The sequence below is a fragment of the Borrelia duttonii Ly genome (assembly GCF_000019685.1).
In the GTDB taxonomy this organism is placed as follows: domain Bacteria; phylum Spirochaetota; class Spirochaetia; order Borreliales; family Borreliaceae; genus Borrelia; species Borrelia duttonii.
Genome location: NC_011229.1, coordinates 165,413 through 187,030 on the forward strand (window position 1 = coordinate 165,413; position 21,618 = coordinate 187,030).

19 protein-coding genes are annotated in these 21,618 nt (G+C 26.1%); 7 read left to right on the forward strand and 12 right to left on the reverse strand.

Features of this window, described 5'->3' with window-relative positions; genetic code table 11:
• Window positions 1–2,697 (reverse strand): preprotein translocase subunit SecA, encoded by a 2,697-nt coding sequence (gene secA / locus BDU_RS00770; protein WP_041177680.1) that lies wholly within the window; start codon window positions 2,695–2,697, stop codon window positions 1–3.
• Between the two features lie 63 nt (window positions 2,698–2,760).
• Here secA and BDU_RS00775 point away from each other — a divergent pair, with 63 nt between their 5' ends.
• The 4 genes from BDU_RS00775 (at window position 2,761) to alr (ending at window position 5,967) form a co-directional block, all read left to right on the forward strand.
• Window positions 2,761–3,894 (forward strand): LIC_12708 family protein, encoded by a 1,134-nt coding sequence (locus BDU_RS00775; RefSeq protein WP_012537924.1) that lies wholly within the window; start codon window positions 2,761–2,763, stop codon window positions 3,892–3,894.
• A gap of 21 nt (window positions 3,895–3,915) precedes the next feature.
• Window positions 3,916–4,341 carry a hypothetical protein gene (locus BDU_RS00780; protein WP_012537925.1) on the forward strand — a complete coding sequence of 142 codons (426 nt, stop codon included), beginning with the start codon at window positions 3,916–3,918 and terminating at the stop codon, window positions 4,339–4,341.
• A gap of 3 nt (window positions 4,342–4,344) precedes the next feature.
• Window positions 4,345–4,761 carry a hypothetical protein gene (locus tag BDU_RS00785; RefSeq protein WP_012537926.1) on the forward strand — a complete coding sequence of 139 codons (417 nt, stop codon included), beginning with the start codon at window positions 4,345–4,347 and terminating at the stop codon, window positions 4,759–4,761.
• Window positions 4,762–4,863: 102 nt separating this feature from the next.
• Entirely contained in the window at window positions 4,864–5,967 is a 1,104-nt protein-coding gene (gene alr / locus BDU_RS00790) for an alanine racemase (RefSeq protein ID WP_193333500.1), read from the forward strand.
• On the opposite strand, the gene BDU_RS00795 is transcribed toward alr, so the two are convergent.
• Window positions 5,959–7,554 carry an RHS repeat domain-containing protein gene (locus BDU_RS00795; protein WP_041177681.1) on the reverse strand — a complete coding sequence of 532 codons (1,596 nt, stop codon included), beginning with the start codon at window positions 7,552–7,554 and terminating at the stop codon, window positions 5,959–5,961. The genes alr and BDU_RS00795 overlap by 9 nt on opposite strands.
• Before the next feature lie 73 nt (window positions 7,555–7,627).
• On the opposite strand from BDU_RS00795, the gene BDU_RS08445 reads away from it, so the two are divergent.
• Window positions 7,628–7,795, forward strand: a complete 168-nt coding sequence (locus tag BDU_RS08445; RefSeq protein ID WP_012537929.1) for a hypothetical protein — start codon at window positions 7,628–7,630, stop codon at window positions 7,793–7,795.
• Window positions 7,796–7,799: 4 nt separating this feature from the next.
• Here BDU_RS08445 and BDU_RS00800 read toward each other — a convergent pair whose 3' ends face one another.
• From BDU_RS00800 to malQ, 4 genes are all read right to left on the reverse strand, one after another.
• Window positions 7,800–9,557, reverse strand: coding sequence for a hypothetical protein (locus tag BDU_RS00800; protein WP_012537930.1), 1,758 nt, complete (start codon window positions 9,555–9,557; stop codon window positions 7,800–7,802).
• 75 nt (window positions 9,558–9,632) lie between these two features.
• On the reverse strand, window positions 9,633–10,583 hold the full coding sequence (locus BDU_RS00805) for a calcium/sodium antiporter (protein ID WP_041177765.1): 951 nt from the start codon (window positions 10,581–10,583) through the stop codon (window positions 9,633–9,635).
• A gap of 51 nt (window positions 10,584–10,634) precedes the next feature.
• Complete coding sequence (locus BDU_RS00810) at window positions 10,635–12,485, reverse strand: putative glycoside hydrolase (protein WP_041177682.1); 1,851 nt, start codon at window positions 12,483–12,485, stop codon at window positions 10,635–10,637.
• A gap of 74 nt (window positions 12,486–12,559) precedes the next feature.
• On the reverse strand, window positions 12,560–14,044 hold the full coding sequence (malQ, locus tag BDU_RS00815; RefSeq protein WP_012537933.1) for a 4-alpha-glucanotransferase: 1,485 nt from the start codon (window positions 14,042–14,044) through the stop codon (window positions 12,560–12,562).
• Between the two features lie 157 nt (window positions 14,045–14,201).
• On the opposite strand from malQ, the gene BDU_RS00820 reads away from it, so the two are divergent.
• Window positions 14,202–15,359, forward strand: a complete 1,158-nt coding sequence (locus tag BDU_RS00820) for an OmpA family protein (RefSeq protein ID WP_012537934.1) — start codon at window positions 14,202–14,204, stop codon at window positions 15,357–15,359.
• 3 nt (window positions 15,360–15,362) lie between these two features.
• On the opposite strand, the gene BDU_RS00825 is transcribed toward BDU_RS00820, so the two are convergent.
• Window positions 15,363–15,746, reverse strand: coding sequence for a TraR/DksA family transcriptional regulator (locus BDU_RS00825; RefSeq protein ID WP_012537935.1), 384 nt, complete (start codon window positions 15,744–15,746; stop codon window positions 15,363–15,365).
• A gap of 169 nt (window positions 15,747–15,915) precedes the next feature.
• Here BDU_RS00825 and infA point away from each other — a divergent pair, with 169 nt between their 5' ends.
• The gene (gene infA / locus BDU_RS00830; RefSeq protein WP_012537936.1) at window positions 15,916–16,137 is read left to right on the forward strand and encodes a translation initiation factor IF-1; all 222 of its coding nucleotides are present in this window, start codon (window positions 15,916–15,918) and stop codon (window positions 16,135–16,137) included.
• 44 nt (window positions 16,138–16,181) lie between these two features.
• Here infA and BDU_RS00835 read toward each other — a convergent pair whose 3' ends face one another.
• The 5 genes from BDU_RS00835 to BDU_RS00855 are packed head-to-tail and all read right to left on the reverse strand — an operon-like array spanning window position 16,182 to window position 21,615.
• Entirely contained in the window at window positions 16,182–18,224 is a 2,043-nt protein-coding gene (locus tag BDU_RS00835) for an SH3 domain-containing protein (protein ID WP_012537937.1), read from the reverse strand.
• Window positions 18,173–18,760: a tetratricopeptide repeat protein gene (locus BDU_RS00840; RefSeq protein WP_012537938.1), complete on the reverse strand. Its 588-nt coding sequence runs from the start codon at window positions 18,758–18,760 to the stop codon at window positions 18,173–18,175. The genes BDU_RS00835 and BDU_RS00840 overlap by 52 nt, the downstream gene beginning before the upstream one ends.
• Window positions 18,742–19,731, reverse strand: coding sequence for a VWA domain-containing protein (locus BDU_RS00845; protein WP_012537939.1), 990 nt, complete (start codon window positions 19,729–19,731; stop codon window positions 18,742–18,744). The genes BDU_RS00840 and BDU_RS00845 overlap by 19 nt, the downstream gene beginning before the upstream one ends.
• On the reverse strand, window positions 19,728–20,729 hold the full coding sequence (locus BDU_RS00850; RefSeq protein ID WP_041177684.1) for a vWA domain-containing protein: 1,002 nt from the start codon (window positions 20,727–20,729) through the stop codon (window positions 19,728–19,730). The genes BDU_RS00845 and BDU_RS00850 overlap by 4 nt, the downstream gene beginning before the upstream one ends.
• Window positions 20,716–21,615 carry a hypothetical protein gene (locus BDU_RS00855; protein WP_041177766.1) on the reverse strand — a complete coding sequence of 300 codons (900 nt, stop codon included), beginning with the start codon at window positions 21,613–21,615 and terminating at the stop codon, window positions 20,716–20,718. The genes BDU_RS00850 and BDU_RS00855 overlap by 14 nt, the downstream gene beginning before the upstream one ends.
• Between the last annotated feature and the right edge of the window lie 3 nt (window positions 21,616–21,618).

A 21,618-nucleotide genomic window follows, 5' to 3' on the forward strand; every position in this document is an offset into this window, starting at 1 on the left:
TTAATTTTTTCCATGACAATTTTTATATTTTTTTTTACTTCCACAATAACAAGGTTCATTTCTTCCAATCTTGGGAGTATTTCTAACTATTTGCACCCCCACCGAATCATCTCTTTCCCTAGAAACAATACCTGAAAACTCCTTATGAGTAGCATGAACATCTTTAGGTTTTTTATTTTTATAATTACTAGAATCAACATCAATCTTTACCTGCAAAGTTCGTCTTAAAGTTTCGATCTTAATATCTTTAATAAGTTCACTAAAAATTGCAAAACCCTCTTCTTTATATTCAGTAATTGGATTTTTATTAGCATAAGATCTAAGATAAACTGATTCTCTTAAAGAATCAAGATTTGCAAGATGCTCCTGAAATTTAGAATCAATATTTTTCAAATATTCATATTTTAAAAATTCATTTAAAAGTTCAGAACCAATTAATTCTTCTTTTATATCTAGATTAGACCTAGCAACTTCCATTAACTTATCTTTTAAATCAGCAATACTCATTTTCTCAACAGAACCAACACTTTCCATCATATAAGCAAAAACTGAATTTATTTCATTTAAAACAGAACTTGTGACCACATCTCCTTTCACTTGATCGAATAAAAAATCAAGATATTCTCTTAAAGAGAGAAGAATACGTTCCTTAATATTATTATCAGCAAGAATTAAATTTCTCTGAGAATAAATAAATTCTCTATGTTTCGTTATGACATCATCATACTCTAAGAGATGTTTTCTAATCTCAAAATTTCGATCCTCTACACGCCTTTGTGCATTAACCAAAGATTTTGTTAATAAAGAATGCGCAATGGGTTCACCTGTAGCCATTCCAAGTTTCCCCATAAGAGCTCTTAAATTGTCCCCTGCAAAAAGCCTCATCAAATCATCCTCAAGAGATACATAAAACCTTGATCTGCCAGGATCTCCCTGTCTTCCCCCACGTCCTCTAAGCTGATTGTCTATTCTTCGCGATTCATGACGCTCACTACCAATAACATAAAGCCCACCAAGCGATTTAACTTCTTCATAATCTTTAAGATACTGCTCTCTCTCGCTTTGCATAGCTTTCTGTAAATCATCAAAACTTATTTCTGTCCCAAATTTTTTACGAACTCTATGTTCAAGATTACCTCCAAGCTTAATATCAGTACCACGGCCAGCCATATTAGTTGCAATTGTAACAGAATATTTTGCCCCTGCTTCAGCAATAATTAATGCTTCACGAAAATGATTTTTAGCATTTAAAACTTCATGTTTAATCCCTCTATTTTTAAACATATTAGATAAAATTTCAGACTTTTCAATAGAAACTGTCCCAACAAGAACAGGTTGTCCTCTCTTATAAGCCTCAAAAACTTCATCCGTAATTGCTCTAAACTTAAAGTCCTCAGTATAATAAATGATATCATCTTCATCTATTCTTGCAACCAATTTATTAGTAGGAACTACTACAACATCAAGATCATATATTCTATGAAACTCTTTCGCTTCTGTATCTGCAGTACCAGTCATACCAGAAATCTTATTAAACATCCTAAATAAATTTTGAAATGTAATTGTTGCCATAGTCTTATTTTCACTTGCAACTCTAACACCTTCCTTAGCTTCAATAGCTTGATGTAGACCATCTGAATATCTTCGTCCTTTTAAAACACGACCTGTAAATTCATCAACAATTTCAACACCAAAATCTCCAACAATGTATTCCCTATCCTTTAAAAACAACAAATGTGCCTTTAATGCCTGAGTCATATAATGAACATAATTAAAATTAGAATCAACATACATAGACCCTTGAATTATGCCCTTCGAAACTAAAATTCGTTCAAGATTATTTAATCCATTAACGGTAAAAGATATTCTTTTAGCCTTTTCATCAATTGTATAATCTCCATCAAGATCATCAATCTCTAAAGGATAATCTCCTGTTTTTAGATCTTTAGAACACTCTTTTAGAAAAGGAACAAGAGAATTAACAGTAAGATAAGCACTAGTATCACCTTCAGTTGAACCTGAAATAATTAAAGGTGTTCTAGCTTCATCTATTAAAATAGAATCAATTTCATCAATAATGCAATAATTAAAATTTCTTAAAGATTTCTGAGACAAATCAAAACACATATTATCTCTTAAATAATCAAATCCAAGCTCATTATTCGTAACATAGGTAATATCTTTACCATATTCTATCTTTCGTCTAGAAGAATCCATATTAGAGAGTACAACACCAACACTCACTCCCAAAAGATCAAAAACAGGTTTCATCCAATTTGAATCACGTTCTGCAAGATAATCATTAACCGTAACAATAATAACACCATCACCTGTTAAACTATTAAGATAAGCAGCCTGAACAGAAGACAAAGTTTTACCTTCTCCTGTCTTCATTTCTATTATTTTACCTTGATGAAGCGCAAGACCAGCAATAAGTTGAACATCATAAGGTCTCTCTTTAAGTCGCCTTCTTGCAGCTTCTCTAGAGAGTGCAAATGCTCTCTCTAAAATATCTTCTAAAGTCTTACCACTCTGAAGTTCATTTTTGAATTTTTCTGTTTCCCTTGAAAAATCCTCATCCAACAAAGATAGTGCCCAAGATTCAAGTTTATTAATATTTCTTAAAACAGGAAGATAACTTTTTAAATCCCTTTTACTCTTTGAGCCAACAGTCGCCTCAAATATTGCTCTTAACATATTAGGTATCAATACTCCTAAAATAATTGACTTTTAACTATTTAAAATAATAACATCTAAAACATGAAAAAGTTTTATAAAATTCATTTAAATATATTTTTTATAATTATATCATGTAACACTAAAACTTTAAACGAACTTGGAGAACAACAGTTTAAAATACCATTTGGAACACTACCCGGAGAAATAACACCACTTACAAACAAATTTACAAATTCAGGCTTTGATATTAAAACATACAACGGTCTTGTATATATTGTAGAGACAAAAGCAAACAAACTCATGATTTTTACATCTTATGGAAAATTAATTCAAACTTACCAAAATGGCATATTTAAAACAAATGACAATCTGAAAATAAAAAAAGTAAACTTTGAAAATATCCAGACTATATATCCATCAAAAGACTTTATCATAGTATCAGATAAAATAAACAACACAAAATCTAAATTCGACGAAAAAGAAAACATAGCATACTCTACACAAATCTTTATTCTAAATAAAGATTCATCTGTAGCAATACTGGGACAAGAAGGACATAATGGAACGCCATTTCCAGAAGTTTGTGATATTAATATCGATGATGGAAATAACATAGCAATAATAACCATATATCACGAAGGTTACATAATATACTCTTACGATCAAGATCTCTCACCTCTTTATAAGATATATATAAACACAAACATATTACAAATACCAGAAGAAGAGAAAAAAAAATATAATATATCAATAGACAAAATATTTTTTGAAGTAAATAAAAAAATTATTTATGCAAAGACAACATACTATGAAAACATTAGAACAAATGAAAACATTAATGACCTAGGAGTCAGAATCAAAAATCAACACTTTTATACAATGAGCTTAAATAAAAATAAAGAATTTGAAATAAAAAACAAAATTACGCTACCGCAAAATTTATTAGATGATCAACAAGAAAGTTTTATCAATATCATTGGAATTCAAAAAAATAAAATAATAGCATCTACTAATATGAAAAATTTATCTAATATTTTAATATGGAAATTAGACAATAGAGGAAAGATAAAAGAACAAATGATACTAATTGAACCACCTAATCTTAAATTTCTTGCTGAAAGTCTATCAAAAGACGGAATACTTAGTATACTTTATGCAGAGAAAAGCGGAGTTAGTGTCTATTGGTGGAATTTAAATACATTGCTTAAATTATGAAATAATTTATCACCAAAATATATGAAAAATAACAATTGTAAATACAAAGTAGAAGAAACAAATAAAAAACTCCTTAAAAAAAAACTAATGCTTGGAATAATTTTTGTAATCATTTTAATTACTACTAAGGTCATAATAATTCCCAAATTACAAAAAATAGAAAATAAACATAATCCTACAATTACAATAGAACATAAAATAAAAAATAAAAATTTATATCTTAAAATTAATATCCAAAATAATGACATCAAATATTTTGGTAAAGCCAATATAGAATTATACTTAGATAGTAAACTTGTTGAAAATAATATGATTTACATAGACAAGATTAACTATACGTTATATACTAATGTTGCATATAAGAATGAAAGTTTGTTAAATATAATGCTAATAACTCAAAAGGGCTACAAGGCATATTTTAATAAAAGATTAGATCTTGGAGGATAAGAGATGTTACAAATATATTTTATATCTGTTTTACTTAATATTTTAGGAGGAATAATACTAGCATTTCCAACTTTAAGAGACAAGCTTAAGTGTTTAATTATCTTTGACGAATTTGTCAATGCAATTAACAATAATAAAGCTGCAAGAAGTATTTTTGGTACAATTTTTATAACAGTAAGTATATTGGAAATAATTATCCCCTATGATTTACCAATAATTGGAAATTTATTTCCTGCCATCAGTTTATTTCTTATTGGGTTTATCTTATTTTTAAATCAGAAGATGCCTATAACTCTTCAAAACAACAAAGAATATGGAAAATTTCAATCATTAGTTGAAAACAACAAAAAATTGATAGGAATACTAGCATTAATTATCGGAATAATTCATTTTTTTGCACCAAGGATTCCTTTTCTTTAAATCTAACAAAGATTAATATAAATGCTTTATATCAGTCAAACAATTTAAATAAATTTCAAAGTATCAATGTGAATTTTGTAGATATTTAATATAATGTACAAAATGACAAAACATAAAGAAATAATAATAAACTTTAAAAATCTAGAACATAATCTAATTACAATTAAAAGTCATGTTCACAAAAAAGAATTAGTAGCAACACTAAAAGCAGATGCTTACGGACATGGACTTATTCAAACATTTAAATTTTTTAAAGAAAAAAATATAAATTATTTTGGTCTTTTTTCAATATATGACGCTCTAAAACTTAGGAAAATCGATAAAAAATCAAACATACTACTCTATATCAATAATATCAATAAAAATGCAATAAAAAATTTAGTAAATTTCGAAATTACACCTTTTGTTGCTGACTCTCAATACTTATCATTAATAGAAGAAGAATGTAAAAGGCAAAATAAAAAAATTAAAGTTCATTTAAAAGTGGATGTAGGAATGAACAGATATGGAATCAAAACAGAAAATGCTTTAAATCTAGCAACTAAAATTCAAGATTCAAAATTGGTAGAATTTGAAGGAATTTGCACACATTTACCAACAACAGAAAACACAAAAATTACGCAAACACAAAGCAAAAAATTTGATTATCTCATAAATGAACTTAAAAATAAAAATATAAATCCAAAATTCATTCATATTTCCAACTCAGGACACATAACAAACTATAAAATAAGTGAAAAATTTAACATGATAAGGCCAGGCCTTATTTTATACGGATATCACCCAAATCCTAACAATCAAAACAATAATTTAAAACTGAAGCCTGTACTAAATTTATACTCAAAAGTAATATTTATTAAAAATATCAAAAAAGGAGACCAAATATCGTATTCTGGACTCTTTAAAGCAAAAGAAGATATGCAAATTGGACTTATACCTGTTGGATACTTTGATGGAATACCACAAAATACATCTAAAAATTTTTATTGCATAATAAAAAATAAAAAATGTTTTATTAGAGGAAAAATATGTATGAACATTTCCATCATAGAAATACCTCAAGATCTAAAAATCAATATAGGAGACAAAGTAGAAATAGTTTCTGAAAGATTAAGCTTAGATATACTTAGTAAAGAATCTGGCAGAAGTACATATGAACTACTTTGTTCTATTGGAAAAAATGAGAAAAAAAAATACTTATATTAAATTACCTAAAGAATCAAATTTTTGAAAATCAATTAAATCACCTTTACTATCATATATCCATTTATAAATTGAAATACCCCCAATATTATCTCTCAATCTTAAATCTGGGCCATGATTTGTTTTCTTTGAAATTTTACCAAATTTATTATATTCATACTTATACATGCTAACACCATAAATATCATCTTGCAATTGACCTAAATTACCAAAATTTTTCTGACTAATTAGTCGATTTTGTTTATCATACTCATAAGTATATTCAAAAACAGCATTTTCATCTGCAACTAAAGCTCCATTTTTAGAATAATTACTCTTCAATATAACATTACCATTAATATCATACAAAAACTTGTACCTAAAAACACCTACAATATCACTTATAGGATTATCAAAATCTCCATAATGTTCCTGAGATTCAAGAAGTCCATCTTCATTATAAGCATATTTATAAATCATAACACCATTAGAATCACTAACTAAATTGAAATTTTTGTCAAAAAAAAGTCTCTCTATTAAATAAAATTTATTATCATATTTATAACTATAAACCGCAATACCTTTAAAATTATCCATTATCTCATATTTTTCCTCATAACTAACAGGAACAGCACTATCATAATTCTTATTTATCTTATTACTATAATTTATTATTCTCTTTTCATTATTTTGTATATAAAAAATGGTTTTTCTCATGGCATAACCATTTTGACTAACGGTCAAATTATTATTAGCATCATAATTATATTCTCTACAACAATAATCTTTTTCTTTTAAATTATAATCATACCTATATATTGCCACATTATTCTCATCAGGAGTTAAATTATTCTTAACATCATAATTTACAACTTCAATAAGATTACCACTTGAGTCATAACGATATGTCTTTACTGCAACAGAAAAAGGATTTGAGGACAAAGAAAAATCTTCATCTACGTATTCTTCTTTAACAATATTATGTGCACTATCATAAGTCAATTTAAAACCATAAATTCCATTTTTAGCCTTTATATTATAGTTATTACCATCATAATATAAAACTGTTTTTGTACGATTAGAATTCTCATAAATAATTTTAGTATAATAAACATCATTTAAATCCTTAATCTGAAAACCAACCTCACTAAACCTATAAACATAAAAACTACCATCATCATTATAAACAAAATGATAATAAGCAACTCCATACTTATCTCTTATAATTTCATTAGACTTATTATAATTAAAAATACTCTTGGGTTTACCATTTGATAAATATTCTATTTGTTCAACATAAACATCTTTCAAGTTTTTAGCAGCAAAGCCTCTATTTAAAAACAATCTTCTCTCTATATCTTTAAAATGTTCTATTTTTATTTGATTTGTACCAAAAAAAGAAGGCATTAAAATACTAAGCTTTCCAATATAATCAACAACTATAAGTTTGCCATCATTATAAGTAAATCTATACCCATACTCCTCTTCAGCATCTTCCTTATTAATTTCATATTTTCCAATTATTTTATAATCAATATCATAATCAACAAATTTATAATAAATTTCTTCTGAAAAAAGAGTATAAGCTAAAAAAAACATTATCAAAAACATAACCATTCCTTGATAAATCAACCTTATTTTGATAGATTTATTATACAATAAACTAATACAATGAGGTGTTAATATGGCAAAAATTTCCAAAAATGCACAAAGAAGTGGTTCTAAAGAATTGTTAAGTAGATGGGGCGGAAAAATTATAATGAAATCTAAATTTGAAAATGGTAAAATAAAGCACTATGCAGAATGCCAAAATTCAAAAAATACGGCAAGAAGACCTAAAGATTTATTTTAAATAATCATTTTTTATTCAATTTATCTTCAAATTTTAACCAAGCTTCGTCCTGTTCACTTTTGCTATAAACCCTACCGGTTGTCTGTCCTTTGTTAGAGGTTCCTTTACCTTTTTTGGAATAGGAATTTCTAATCTGTTCTTTTATCTCCTCTCTTTGTTTGCGCCTCTTATCTAGCTGTCTTTTTACTCTTTCATTTGGATCAAAAAGTCCCCCAACATGATTATTAACTATTACCTTAGAATTTAATCTAGATAAAGATTCTTTATAGCTTTGATATTTTCCAGTCAAAAATAACACAATTTTCCTTAACAAGGATAAATCTTTATAAGCAAAATCTAAAATACTAGACAAATCAATTTTATAAATTTTATAAAGTGGTAAGAATGTATTACTATTCTTAAAATATTTAGCGGCTTCATTTTTTATTATATCCTTAATTTGAGTCTGTATATTTTGAGTTTTAGAAACTCGCCTATAATGAGACACAATAAAATCAAGAAATGCAACTTTATTTTTCAAGCAATAATCATTTAGATCATAATTAGCAACAAATTCAGATAACATCTTCTCAAGACCCTCTTCTGTAAAAATAACAGAAGAATTTTTACCATTATTAAGCATCTTTGTAAATTCATTTCTCAATTTATCTTTAACATCAATTATAATTTGATCAAATTCTTTTAAAAAAATAGAATAAGCACATGGCTTATATAAATATATATCACTTCTAATACTAAATATTCTAGGCAAAGAACCCTTAATATTGGATTCAAAAAAGTATCCATTGGCTATATTAAAAAAATGTTCAGCATCAGATAATTCATCAGCATGCTCTTGAAGAATACTTTTAAATTCCTCTATATTAATAAATCCGGGTTTAAACTCTATTGCTTTTTCAATCGATTTCAAAGTTTCATCAATTTTAATATTTTCTAAATTTTTAATTTCTTCTAACTTTTTTTCATTAGTAATATAAATATTTAATACCTCTAAAAAGGTAAAATAATGTTTAGAAATATTAACACCTTTCTTATTTAAAATCTCCTCTTTATTTTCTAAAATACCCAAAAGAAGATTATAAGCAACTCCAACCCCATTAACGCCCTCATCCAAAATTCGATCATACTCACTAATCTTCAAATTTCTAGCTCTAATAAAAACATCTTTAACTACTCTGTTAGAAGCAGTTCTAAATAAAATTCTTTTCATAAATTCAACAAAATACAATGTTTGTCTTGAAGGAATGATCAAAGAATCTAGTATCAATATCTTCTTTAATGAAGCACTTTCTTGAAAATATTTAAAATTAATATCTTCATTCTTAAGCACAACAAATTCTCTCTCAAAAGCTAACAAATTTCTATCTATATTCTTAATTGTAAGCAAAGTACTAAAAAATTCTATTCCCACATAATGTTTTAAAAACAAATCTTCAATAGCATAATAATAAAAATCACTACTATTTTCATCTGTTATTATTATTTTATCAGGTAACAATTCTCCATTAGATGTAATCTGATTAACAATAATTCCTCTCTTAACTTCATAAAGTTTACGAAATAAAAAATCCAATTCTCCCTTAAGAGAACGTATTTTAACAGAATAATCTTCAACAAACTTAGAATAACCTATAACATTGTTTTTACATTCCAAAATAACTCGTAAAATCATTTTTTGCGTATCTGAAGAAATTCCTATTTGAGAAATCAAAATATCCACTTCTTTATCATTTAGATAAAAAATTTCGGGCAACTTTTTCATCTTATATTCCTAATCTCCTAATATAAAAAACAATAAAACATAATTCATAATAACACATTGATAAATTTAATAAAATTAATAAACACCAAATAAATACACATTATATAAAATATACAAAAACAAAAAAATAATAGAAGGACCCCTATCAAAAACCCCTTTGACTTTAACTACCAATAACAAAATCAAAGATATAACAAACATAATACCAAAATCAACAAAATAAATATCACTCATCAGTACTGGACTTATAAAACTACTACTAGACAAAATAAATCCAATATTAAATATGTTACTGCCAATAATATTACCCAGCGCAATATCTGATTCTTTTTTAATTATTGCAAAAAGTGAAACAACAAGCTCTGGTATACTGGTTCCAAAAGCAACAAAAATAATTCCAATAACTTTCTCACTAATATGAAAAATATTATGTGCAATATATATTGAATTATCTATTAATAACTTCGAACCTAAATATAAAAAATAAACACTTAAAAATAAAAACATAATATTTAAAAATAAAAATTTAAATCCATAATCACAATTAAGATTATCTAAATCCCGCTCAACAACATTATATTTTTTTTCTTTCCTATAAAATAAAAATAAATAAGATACAAATACAAATAAAATTATCAACGAACTGGTCTTATGATAAGGCACTTTAAAAAAAGAAAGAGAACTAAAATCAAAAGAAAGTAACAATAAAAGAAACATCAATAAAAATAACATCATAAAAGAAAACTTAAGTCTCTTAAAATCTGTTTTTATTTTTAAAAAACAACCTGTTAAAGAAAGTGCAAGTAATATATTGATAATATTACTACCAATAATATTAGAAACAATAATTTCATTTTTTTGCTTAAACGATGCTATCAAACTTGTAAAAAGCTCTGGAGCACTTGTTGATAGAGAGACTATTATAACACCTATTAAAAGATTGGGAACTTTAAAATAAGTAGCAATATTAACAGAACTCTTTAAAAGATAATTACCACCAAGATATAATAAAAATATACCTAACATCAAACAAAAAAAATAAATATAAGCCACATAAATCTCCTAGTAAAAATTATATTAAGAAAAACCCAAAAATTTGTTTAAATTAGTCTTAACCATATAATAAATATTAGATGCATTCCACAAGCTAAAACCATTTCCCAAAGACTCTTTGACACCTTGTAATTGATTAAAAAAATATTGAAGATAAACCTCTTCACTCACAATACGTTCTGAACCAAGCAAAAAAGCCTGAACGTAAGGTCTAATTATAACTTTACCCGAGGAAAACACAAACGCCCTATTACTCCCTTCTTTATAAATTTTATAAGCCCTGGTAGTATAATATAAATCATTCTTCAAAAAATCATTAGTATAATGTGAAGGATAAAACATGGGAGAAATAACATCAACATAATCTGATATCATAGAAATATTTTGACCAATACTATTAGTAACAAACCATCCATTATTGCCGTAAATGTCAATAGAAATAGGAATAGAAATTTTTTCCCTAGCCAAAATTAAAAAAGATTCAAGGGCATCAATTGCCCTCATTTCATACTTATTAAATCTTGAAGCTATAAGAGATACAGGTCCATCTGTTGGGAATCTAATATAATCAAACTGAATCTCATCAACTCCAAGCAACTGAATTTCTTTTGCAATATCTAAATTATAATCCCAAGTATTTTTTGAAAAAAGATCTACCCAATGTTCTTTTTGTATCAACTTAAAAGAATTACCATTCATGACTTTTACAACATTACCCCAAGGACGATTGGTTTTTTTATTCCAAAGAGCATACTCACAATTATTATATAAATAAAATTTTGAATCTTTAAATACAACAACACGAGCAATAACATATATTCCCAATTCTTTTGCCTTTTTTAAAATATAAGGAACATCTATTAATTTTTTAACTGCATTCATTTTATTAGGCAATTCTAGCTGACTTGCATAAGTTAAGATACCACTATCATTTTTAAAATCAATAATAACAGAATTCATACCTAATTTTTTAATAAACTCAAATCTCTCATCAACAGCTGTTTTATTTCGAAGAGTATAAGCTGTCAAATAAATTGAACCCCTATTAGACGCAAGATTAAGTCTCTTTGATTTTTGAAAATAATTACTTTCATAAATAGAAAATTGACTATCAAAGATCCACTTTCCATCAACATATAAATAAAAATGATTATCATAAGTTCCAACCAAAAGTTTTTCTAGCTTTTCATCAGATAAATCAATAATACGAACTATCTGTTTTTTAAATGGAAAATCTAATTTCTTAATAACCCCTGAAACTATATTAATTAAAATAATATCTCCATAAATTCCATAAGAACAATACAACTCACTCCCACTATTTTTTGAAAATTCTAGCGAACTAATAATATCATAATAACCAGCACCCAAATATGTCTTAGAAATTAGAGAATTTAAGCTTTTAAAATCTAAATTATTATTAATACTGATATAAAGTCCGCTGTTAGAAGTCCCAACAGCAACACGTTTATATTCTCCTCGAGACAATGCACTTGATGTAATATAAGAATTTTTATTAAATTTTCCAGTATCAACTAATTTTATAAAATTTTTAAAATAATTATGAGAAACATAAACAGCATCACTTGTTGTTAAAAGAGAATTTGAAGAATAAAAATCTTCATAAATAGAAGTTATCCTTTTGGATACAGGATTTTTAAATGGGTATATCCATCTAGTCTCTATTCCCTTAGTTTCAATTTTAAATATCCCATTATTGCGCTTTTTATATAAAGCACCCTTATGAACAAAAAAGAAATCACCATTTTTAAAATACCTGTTCCCATTTAATGAATGTAAACGAAAACATAAAAAAAAATAAGAAAATAATAAAAAAATTACATAGAAAAACATTAAGCATGTATTAAGTCTCATATAAACAACATCCAACCTTTTTTAAAATAGATTTAAAAACAAATATTATTTTAACAAATAATTAAAATTACTACTTAAATTCTTCCATAAAGTTTTGTAATATTACTTATTTTTTTACTTAAATCGGTACTTAAATCAGAACTCAAGATCCTAAAATCATTAAGCATTGACCCAGACACATTTTTATGATCAACCACATGATCAAGATAATCTTCCATTGAAACTATTACATTATCTGCAACACTAGACATTGCACCTCGTATCATATCCCAAACAACAAAATCTTCATTAGTATTAAAATAATTAAAAATGTACTCTCTATGCTCATCATCGACAGAATTAATAAACTGACGAATAGTATTACTCTCATTAGTACTTGTATAGACAACACAATTCTTTATATAGTTATGTGGCAAACACAAATTTTTTGAATCAAAATCAAATGCAAACTGCATAATTCTAGTTTCTGGAAAATTAAAATAATCTCTTAATCTAAAAGCATCACCACGATCTTCTAAAAGGTCTTCAACCCAAATTTCTAAATCATTAATTTTACTTAAAACATTTCTAAAAAAATCTTTACCTGGACATTTGACCCACTGCCCACTACTACTATAAACTGAAAATTCTCGCTCAGAAATTTCCCAAGTAGATACAAATCCTCTAAAATAATCAAATTTAATAATATCTACATATTTATGCATAAAACCAATACGATTAATCCACCACACATAATCATCTTTCCTTAAGGCTTTCCAATTATAAGCTGCATTACCCCAAAGATATTTTTTATAAGACAAATTACCAGAAGGCATACCTGTTACTTTATCTTTACTTGCATCAAATTTCAATTTAAAATATTTTTGATGTGCCCAAACATCAGCAGAATCATAAAACATAAAAATAGGCATATCACTTATTATTTTAATCCCAACATTACTTGCATATCTTTTTAAGGCTTTAAATTGTGAAAAAAAGAAATATTGCAATACTTGTTGAATATTGATCTCAACATTAAGAGTTTCTCTAAGTCGCATTAAAGCTTTTGGATCTCTTTTTAAGATTTCTTTACTAAATAAAAGATTAAAGGTCTGTGGATCTTGGAACCTGCAATAATATTCCCTAAAAGCAACAAAACTTGAAAAATCTAAAAGCCAATAAGCAGCAGATTTTTTAAATTTTTCAAATGCATACATCTCATCAATTGTCGCCCTATGCAAAAAATTCAAAGCTGCATCTCTTAAAATAATATTCTTGGTTTTCAATTTATCATAATCAATACATCTATCTTCCAAACATCCAAAAATACCTAAATCTACATCGATAAATCTATCAATAGCATTTAAATCAATATAACTTATATTACCAGCAAATGCAGAATAACTTAAATAAGGAACCCCTGAACAATTAGGAAGTGAATACAACAATATTTGCCAATAACTTTGCGACGAACTAGCAAGAAAATCTATAAATTCATATGCTCCCTTCCCCAAATCACCAATACCATACTGAGACGGTAAAGAACTAATACTTAGCAAAATTCCACTTTTTCTTTTCATTTCTTATACCTCAAAACAATAGATCATTTAATTAAAAAGTTAAAACAACTATATGCATACTATCATTATAACTAAAACACAAAACACACAAAGCATTATTAAAAAGATTTAATGAAAGATTAAAAAACATAATCTAAACTATGATATAATTCGTTAAATGAATATTAAGACCATAACATTACTATTTTTAATCAAAACTATAACATTTTCCTATGAAATATTAGAATTTAAATACACCAAAGGCACTAAATTTAGAATAGAAACCACAGATCAGCAAAAAATTTATCTAAATGGCATATTTAACTCCGAAACAAAAACAAACATTCAAGTATCAAGTGAAATAAAAGATATAAAAAATCATTTTGCAAATATAAAATCTTATTTCAGAGTACTCGAAAGAAATGATGAGAGCGATGTTTACTTACTAAAAGAAGAACTTGAAGGAAATTTTAGCATAAACAAACAGGGTGAATACAAAATTAATCATAATCAAAAAAGACCTTCTGTTAGAGGTATTCCACAATTTCCAAAAACACCTATAAGAGTAAATGAAACATGGACATATCCAGCAGAAGAATACATACAAGCATCTGAAATTGTAAAAGGAATAAAAGATTTTATTACAAAATTCAATGTAAATTATACATATAAAGGCAAAGAAAAAATAGATGGAAAATATTACGATATAATTTATTCAAATTATGAATCTAAATATAATGTAAAAAACATATTATTCTCTCAAAAAGTCAACCAAAAAATATACTTTGATTCAAAATTGGGAAATATACATAAATATCATGACACATATGAATTTCAAATGAAAAACGGAAACAATAATATCAAAATGATTGGAACCTCATCTGGAAAAATAATCTCCATTGAATTACCAAATGATAACACAATAGAGAATGAAATTAAGGAATATATTAAAAGAGAACAAATAGATTCTATAGAAATAGAAAAAAATAAAAATGGCATTAAATTAAGCTTAGACATTGAATTCTATCCTGATTCATTTCAAATCATTAGAAAAGAACATAATAAATTAAAACACATAGCCAATTTACTAGAAAAATTTCAAGACAATAACATTCTAATAGAGGGACACACAGCAAAGTTTGGAACAGAACAAGAAATGCAAGAATTGTCTGAAAAAAGAGCTCATACAATCGGAAACTATTTATTAAAAATGAAAGTAAAGAACAAAAACCAAATATTTTTTAAAGGATGGGGTGCTAAAAAACCTAAGTATGTAAGCTCATCTCCTTTAGCATCAAAAAATCGAAGAGTAGAAATTACAATTCTAAACAATTAAATACTAAATTGACCTTCTGCTCTTTTTTTCCTTTTTAGTCTGACAACTTATACATAAAAATGCATAAGGAATAGCCTCTAACCTTTCTTGTGCAATATCTTTATCACAAGCTAAACAATGCCCATAAATATTGTGAGAAATCCGATAAAGAGCTTGATTTATTAAATTAAGTTTCTTCTTTTCAACTGAACTTAAAGCCTCAAGATTATTACCATCCATATTATCAAATGCAATATCTACTATATCTTTTAGATGCATATCATTATTAATAATTTCTCTTTTACTATCTTCAACAGATCTTATAGAATTTAATATTTCTTTTTTTAATTCTAAAAGAAGAGTTTGCATTTTTTCAACAAATTCATGCTCAAAATTGCTTTTCTGCATGATATTACCTCCCTATAATAAATTACAATTTTAAAAAAAACTCCGTGTAATTATATAAACAATCCCCTATAATGTAAACTAGTGCATTAATTTTTAATAAGAAAATAATTGCAATGATATTACTAATTGTGTACAATTGATTCTGTTACACAAATAATAAGGAGGCATTTTGAATACAAAAGAAGAAGCTATTGAAACCGAAGGTATTGTTAAAGAATCTCTTCCAAATACAATGTTTAGAGTAGAACTTAAAAATGGACATTTAGTCCTAGCTCACCTATCTGGAAAAATGAGAAAACATTTTATTAAAATAGTTCCTGGAGATAAAGTCAAAGTTGAACTATCACCTTATGATCTTACAAAAGGAAGAATAGTATACAGAGAAAAATAATTTTTTATGTAATAAAAAACTGAAATTCAAAAATTTATTTCATTTCATATTAAATCATCTTTAACAGATACAATAAAATTTTTATGAATCCATCCCTTAAGTCCATGGCTTGTCTGAATTAGAACAAAGTCATCTTTTTTATCAAGAAGATAAACACTTATATTGCCTTTTAAAAATTTCCAACTTCTTGAAAAATTATCAGGAACCTTATAAAGGGAAACTAAATCACCTCTAATAATTCCAATTTCAGATTGTTGCTCAAGATAAAAATAATATGTTTGAAATAATGTAAAGCATGTCATAGATAAAAGCAAAAATAAAATAATTCTCTTTAAATTTTTTGCATAAAATCTATAAGAAACAACTACTATTAAAATGGTTATTAAAATTAAGCTAATAATAAAAAATATATTAGAAAAAACAAAACTATTATTCCTAATATTTTCATTAATGCCATTTTTAGTTTCAATAAAATCAATAATCTTATAAAAGATATCATTATTTGGAGAAGTAAAAAATGCCTTATAAGCCGAATAAATTGCATCAAACGATCTATCCATCTTACTTAAAATAAGAGCTCTATTTAACCAAAGTCCTGAATAACTCGAATTTCTTTTAATAATATTATCAATTTTATTAAGAGCATCACTATAATTACTAGATCTATAATCATTTATTAAATCATTGATATTATCTTCTGATAGAAAACCATCATTTATAGCATTAAGACTAACAGCAAGGGTTAATATTAAAACAATCAAACCACAACCAGAAGCAATAAAAAATTTTTTATGTTTAATAAACATAGCTAAAGAAAATAAAACTCCTGGTATCAAAATCAAATAATAAATGGGAACGAAAAACAAAAAGGTTTTATTTTTGTATTTTAAAATATCATAATATGAGAGTAAATTAAAATCTAATAATAATTCTTGATTAGAGTTATTTTTTTTAAACTCTCCATAATATTCATATTTTAGTCGTTTACCATTCAGTCTATAAACTTTATCATCATCAGGATCTAAATATACAAAATCACCAATGTTTACAAATAAATTACCCTTATTATCTGGCTTAATAGTATATACATTAGATATGCTACCTTTATAACCATCTTTTGAAGGTTCAAAATTATAATTCTTTTTATTATAAATAATTCTAGAATTATAGGTTTCAATTTCTGGAAAGCGAATATGAGGCAGATTTCCTTGTCCTGTAATTTTTATTAAAATAGTAAAAGCATCTTGAGTAATAGACGTGGCATTGGGAAAATCATAGTCAATTTTAAAAACACCAACAGCTAAAGATTTTACCTCCTCTGGTATTGATTTAATTTTTAAAGAAATTTCAGGACTCATGCGCATAATATCCTCACTTATATTAAAAGAAACACTGGGAATAACAACAACTTTTGATCCCCTAAGAGGAGTTAAAATAAAATTATAAAGAGGAACATCCAAAATTTCTTTACTATGAAAAGTCCTATAATTAATATTTTCAAATATCGGAGTTCTATCAATCATTGCATCTTTAACAGCATTAAAAAAACTAGCAACAGACTTAACATTATTATTTAAAAGCCAATTAGAACGCAAAACAAATCCAACACTCTGATACTCATAAATTTCTTTTTTATTAAAATCCCAATATAAACCAACTGGCAATCCCAAAGAACGAAATTCATCTTCCCTTAAAATGACCACTTCAAACTCTGAGGTCAAATAAACATCATCATTATAAATAACTTTCAATGGAGGAATCTTGACAAATCCCAATTTATCAAAAACATATTCAATTTTTATCTCTATAATAAAATTATTTCCATCAATAACTCTAGATATTAAGGCAATTTTAGCATTCTCGTTTATATCTTTATTGATGTCAAATTTCAATAATTTTTTATCAATATCCTGAGATAAATTTAACCTAATAATATGAATAATCTTAGAACCTTTAACAATCTTGGAAGATATTAAATAATCAGTACCAGATAAAGAATAAATTTTTAAATGTACTAGAAATAAAATTAAAAATATTACCAATCTTCTTGCAAAGAAACAATTTGCTCGTCTGCCCGCATTACCCATAAAACCCTCTCAAGATTTTCAATATACCTCAAAAAATTTTCATTATTTTCAATAAAATTTTGACTCTTACTAATACTTAAATTATTTAAATTTCCTGGCATAGTCCTTTTTTTAATTATTGCAAGTTCAAGATTATACTTAGCATTATAACTTGCAGGATTAATCTTTAAAGCTTCTTTAAATGCCACTTCTGCTTTTCGATAAAGTCCCTGATTGTAATATATTATCCCCTCATTATAACTTATATTAAAATTCAAAAAAAAATCATCATCTCTTCTTGCATACGAAAACATCCGAAGAGAGCTTTCATACTCTCCCAAAGAATAATATACAATTCCAAGATTATAATAACCCCATGCAGCACTCTTATTATCATCTACAAGATTATAATAGGTAGAAATTGCACTCTGATAATCACCTCTAATATACCTATAATTACCAATGGCCATAAGAGACATAGCTTTAACATTTGAACAAGATAAACAAAATGCACATATAAAACTTATTAATAAATGAATTAAAAAGTATCGTCCCATTTAATAACCTTAACAAATATATACAACATCATAAATAAAAAAGAAACAGCTAAAAAAAGCTTGTATCTTAAAATGCCAATTAATAAAATATTACTTGAACTTTTTTTTATTATATCATTCCTTATCTCATTAATAACATAATTAGTACCTTTCAGGTATAAATTATAATAAGAACCCTTAATAGAAGATGTTAAAAGATACAAGTTATCCTCATTAAGCATGAAAGTCATCACACTATCATTCTTATCTTTCACATTCACATGATTATCAACCAAAGGCAGTGGTCTATTGCTTCCAATTCCAATTACAAAACTTACAATATTACGTACATCAATTAATTTAGAAAAAGTATAATAATTATTCTCACCCCATTCATCACCATCTGTCAAAACTACCAAAAAATTATAATAAGAACTATCTTTGATTCCTTGTATAGCACTCAAAACCCCATCACCTAAAAAACTACCGGGAGAACTTATTAAGTTAGGCTCAATATAATTTAACATCTTATATAAACTGGACTTATCTTTAGAAAAAGGCAAAACTAATAAAGATTTACCCTTAAAAATAGTAAGTGAATACTCAACATTCTCAAAACTATTTAAAATTAAACTAATTAAATTTTTAGCACTCTCAAGCCTATTAATAGATTTTCCCTCATCAAAAGTTAACATACTACGCGAAATATCAACAACAAAAGATATTCTTAAATTTACTCTCTCATCCTCAGTAGCCTTTTGTCCCCAAGAAACATCTAAAATTGATAAAATCAAAAAACCAAAACTCAACACAAAAAAGAAAATCATAAGTATTTTCTTTATATAATAATTTTTAACATAAGCACTATTAACATGCATAAGACTTAAGGCTTTAAAAAATGGAAGTGCCTTTCTAAAATCATAAACATACACAAACAAAACTATAAATAAAACTATAAACAAGTAAAAAGCATAATAATTGCCTATGCTCATAACACCTCTTTTAAAATAATCCTTGAAAAAACAAAATAAAGAATTAATAAAAAAAATGTTACCAATAAAAATTCATTATAAACATCATTATTATCAACGGATATTTTAACTTTTCTCTCTACATTTTCTTTTTTCGAAAAATCTTGAATTGCAAGTTTAAATGAAAAATCATCACCAACAGAATAAAAAAGTCCTCCTGTTTTATTTGAAATTTCAAAAAGCATGCTAGGATCATATACTTCCTTCAAAACTCCCTGATAAAATTTACCAGATCTCAATTTAAAACCAACATTAAGTTCCTCATCACTACCAATCCCAACAGAATAAATTTTCACATTTAATCCCTGAGCAAGATTTATTACTTGATCTTTATAAACTTCATCTGAATTAACCACACCATCTGTTAAAACAATGACTGATTTTTTAGGTGCTTCAGAATGCTTTAAATGAGAAAGAGCAATAGAAATACCAAGTCCCAAAGCAGATCCATTTCCAAGATCCATAATATAAATATCATCTAACTTCTTAGAAAAAAAATCCCTATCAATTGTAAGTGGCACTATTAATGATGCCTCCTTTGCAAAAGCTACTAAACCAATATTGTCATTTTCTCTTTGATATACAAAATATTCAATCAATTCTTTTGCAAATTCAAGTCTATTTTTTGATGAAAATTCAATAGCACCCATACTAGGAGATATATCTAACACAATAACAATATCAGCTCCACTACTAAGATATGTCATTTTCTTTCTTGATATAGAAGGCCCTGCTAAGGTTAAGATCATAACTATTATAGCTAAATAAAAAAAAGTATAAGTAACAAAATACAATAAATTTAGTACATAATCTCTTAATTTTATAGAACCAAAATTTCCATAAATAGATATCGGAAATCTAACTTTCCCACCTCTACGATTAAAAAAATGGCTAAAATAAATTATTAATGGCAATCCCAAAAGTAAAAACAAATACAAAGGCTCATTAAATGTTAACATTATCACCTCTATTAAATTCTTCAAAATTAAAAGCCGCTTTTTTTAAATCATTTAAAACAAGCGATAAATTATCCCCCGATAAATTAATCCCACTAAATTTGCTAAAATCAGAAAGTCTAAGCATATTAACAAAAGTTGAACGAATTTCATGGGGCACATTAAGACTTTGTAAAATCTCAGAAATTTCAGTAGTAGTAATCGCATTAAAATCAAAACCCGTTTTTTTAGACAAATAAACTCTTAAAGACGAATTTAATAAATTATAAAAAACATTCTGTTTTTCTTCGCTTTTAATATAATTATCTAAAATACTCAATTGTTTTTGAAATACTCTATAAGGCCTTCTTAAATTATGCTTTATGATTAGAAATACTAATAATTGCTTTATAAGTTTCAAAAACTTAATAAAAAGATATGGAATCAATATAAAAGCCAAAATAAAAATAACAAAATATGTACTGGTACCTGGAAGAAAAAGCACTCCTTCTATATCTTGAATCTTAAGAGAATCATCATCTGCAACTAATGTACTAGTATTGATTTTAATATTATTAAGAATCAACTTAAAAGTTTTATCACTTCTAATAATATCTCCAACATAAATATGAGGAAGCGTATTACTTCCTATATAAAATGAAACAAAATATATTATTATCTCTCCACTTTCAGGTCTGTATAATATCTTATCAATCTCAACAAATTCATTTTTAATTGATTCAAACGCGATAGGAATAAATTTTTCATCATCATCAAGAATTAAAGAAAATTTAAACTCAACAGTATCTCCCACATAATAACGAGTTGGAATAAACATCTCATTTTGTATTTCATAAGAAAATAAATTAAAAGAAAGAAATAAAAGAAAGAAAGTTGCAAGGAAAATCATATT

What these genes read in the sequence shown, in the direction of transcription:
- BDU_RS00840 (WP_012537938.1), bottom strand. Translation starts at nt 18,760, where the DNA reads ATGGGACGATACTTTTTAATTCATTTATTAATAAGTTTTATATGTGCA.
- BDU_RS00820 (WP_012537934.1), top strand. Translation starts at nt 14,202, where the DNA reads ATGAATATTAAGACCATAACATTACTATTTTTAATCAAAACTATAACA.
- BDU_RS00845 (WP_012537939.1), bottom strand. Translation starts at nt 19,731, where the DNA reads ATGAGCATAGGCAATTATTATGCTTTTTACTTGTTTATAGTTTTATTT.
- BDU_RS00795 (WP_041177681.1), bottom strand. Translation starts at nt 7,554, where the DNA reads ATGTTTTTGATAATGTTTTTTTTAGCTTATACTCTTTTTTCAGAAGAA.
- secA (WP_041177680.1), bottom strand. Translation starts at nt 2,697, where the DNA reads ATGTTAAGAGCAATATTTGAGGCGACTGTTGGCTCAAAGAGTAAAAGG.
- alr (WP_193333500.1), top strand. Translation starts at nt 4,864, where the DNA reads ATGACAAAACATAAAGAAATAATAATAAACTTTAAAAATCTAGAACAT.
- BDU_RS00835 (WP_012537937.1), bottom strand. Translation starts at nt 18,224, where the DNA reads ATGGGTAATGCGGGCAGACGAGCAAATTGTTTCTTTGCAAGAAGATTG.
- BDU_RS00780 (WP_012537925.1), top strand. Translation starts at nt 3,916, where the DNA reads ATGAAAAATAACAATTGTAAATACAAAGTAGAAGAAACAAATAAAAAA.
- BDU_RS00785 (WP_012537926.1), top strand. Translation starts at nt 4,345, where the DNA reads ATGTTACAAATATATTTTATATCTGTTTTACTTAATATTTTAGGAGGA.
- BDU_RS00850 (WP_041177684.1), bottom strand. Translation starts at nt 20,729, where the DNA reads ATGTTAACATTTAATGAGCCTTTGTATTTGTTTTTACTTTTGGGATTG.
- BDU_RS08445 (WP_012537929.1), top strand. Translation starts at nt 7,628, where the DNA reads ATGGCAAAAATTTCCAAAAATGCACAAAGAAGTGGTTCTAAAGAATTG.
- BDU_RS00855 (WP_041177766.1), bottom strand. Translation starts at nt 21,615, where the DNA reads ATGATTTTCCTTGCAACTTTCTTTCTTTTATTTCTTTCTTTTAATTTA.
- BDU_RS00800 (WP_012537930.1), bottom strand. Translation starts at nt 9,557, where the DNA reads ATGAAAAAGTTGCCCGAAATTTTTTATCTAAATGATAAAGAAGTGGAT.
- BDU_RS00805 (WP_041177765.1), bottom strand. Translation starts at nt 10,583, where the DNA reads ATGTTAGGTATATTTTTATTATATCTTGGTGGTAATTATCTTTTAAAG.
- malQ (WP_012537933.1), bottom strand. Translation starts at nt 14,044, where the DNA reads ATGAAAAGAAAAAGTGGAATTTTGCTAAGTATTAGTTCTTTACCGTCT.
- BDU_RS00810 (WP_041177682.1), bottom strand. Translation starts at nt 12,485, where the DNA reads ATGAGACTTAATACATGCTTAATGTTTTTCTATGTAATTTTTTTATTA.
- BDU_RS00775 (WP_012537924.1), top strand. Translation starts at nt 2,761, where the DNA reads ATGAAAAAGTTTTATAAAATTCATTTAAATATATTTTTTATAATTATA.
- BDU_RS00825 (WP_012537935.1), bottom strand. Translation starts at nt 15,746, where the DNA reads ATGCAGAAAAGCAATTTTGAGCATGAATTTGTTGAAAAAATGCAAACT.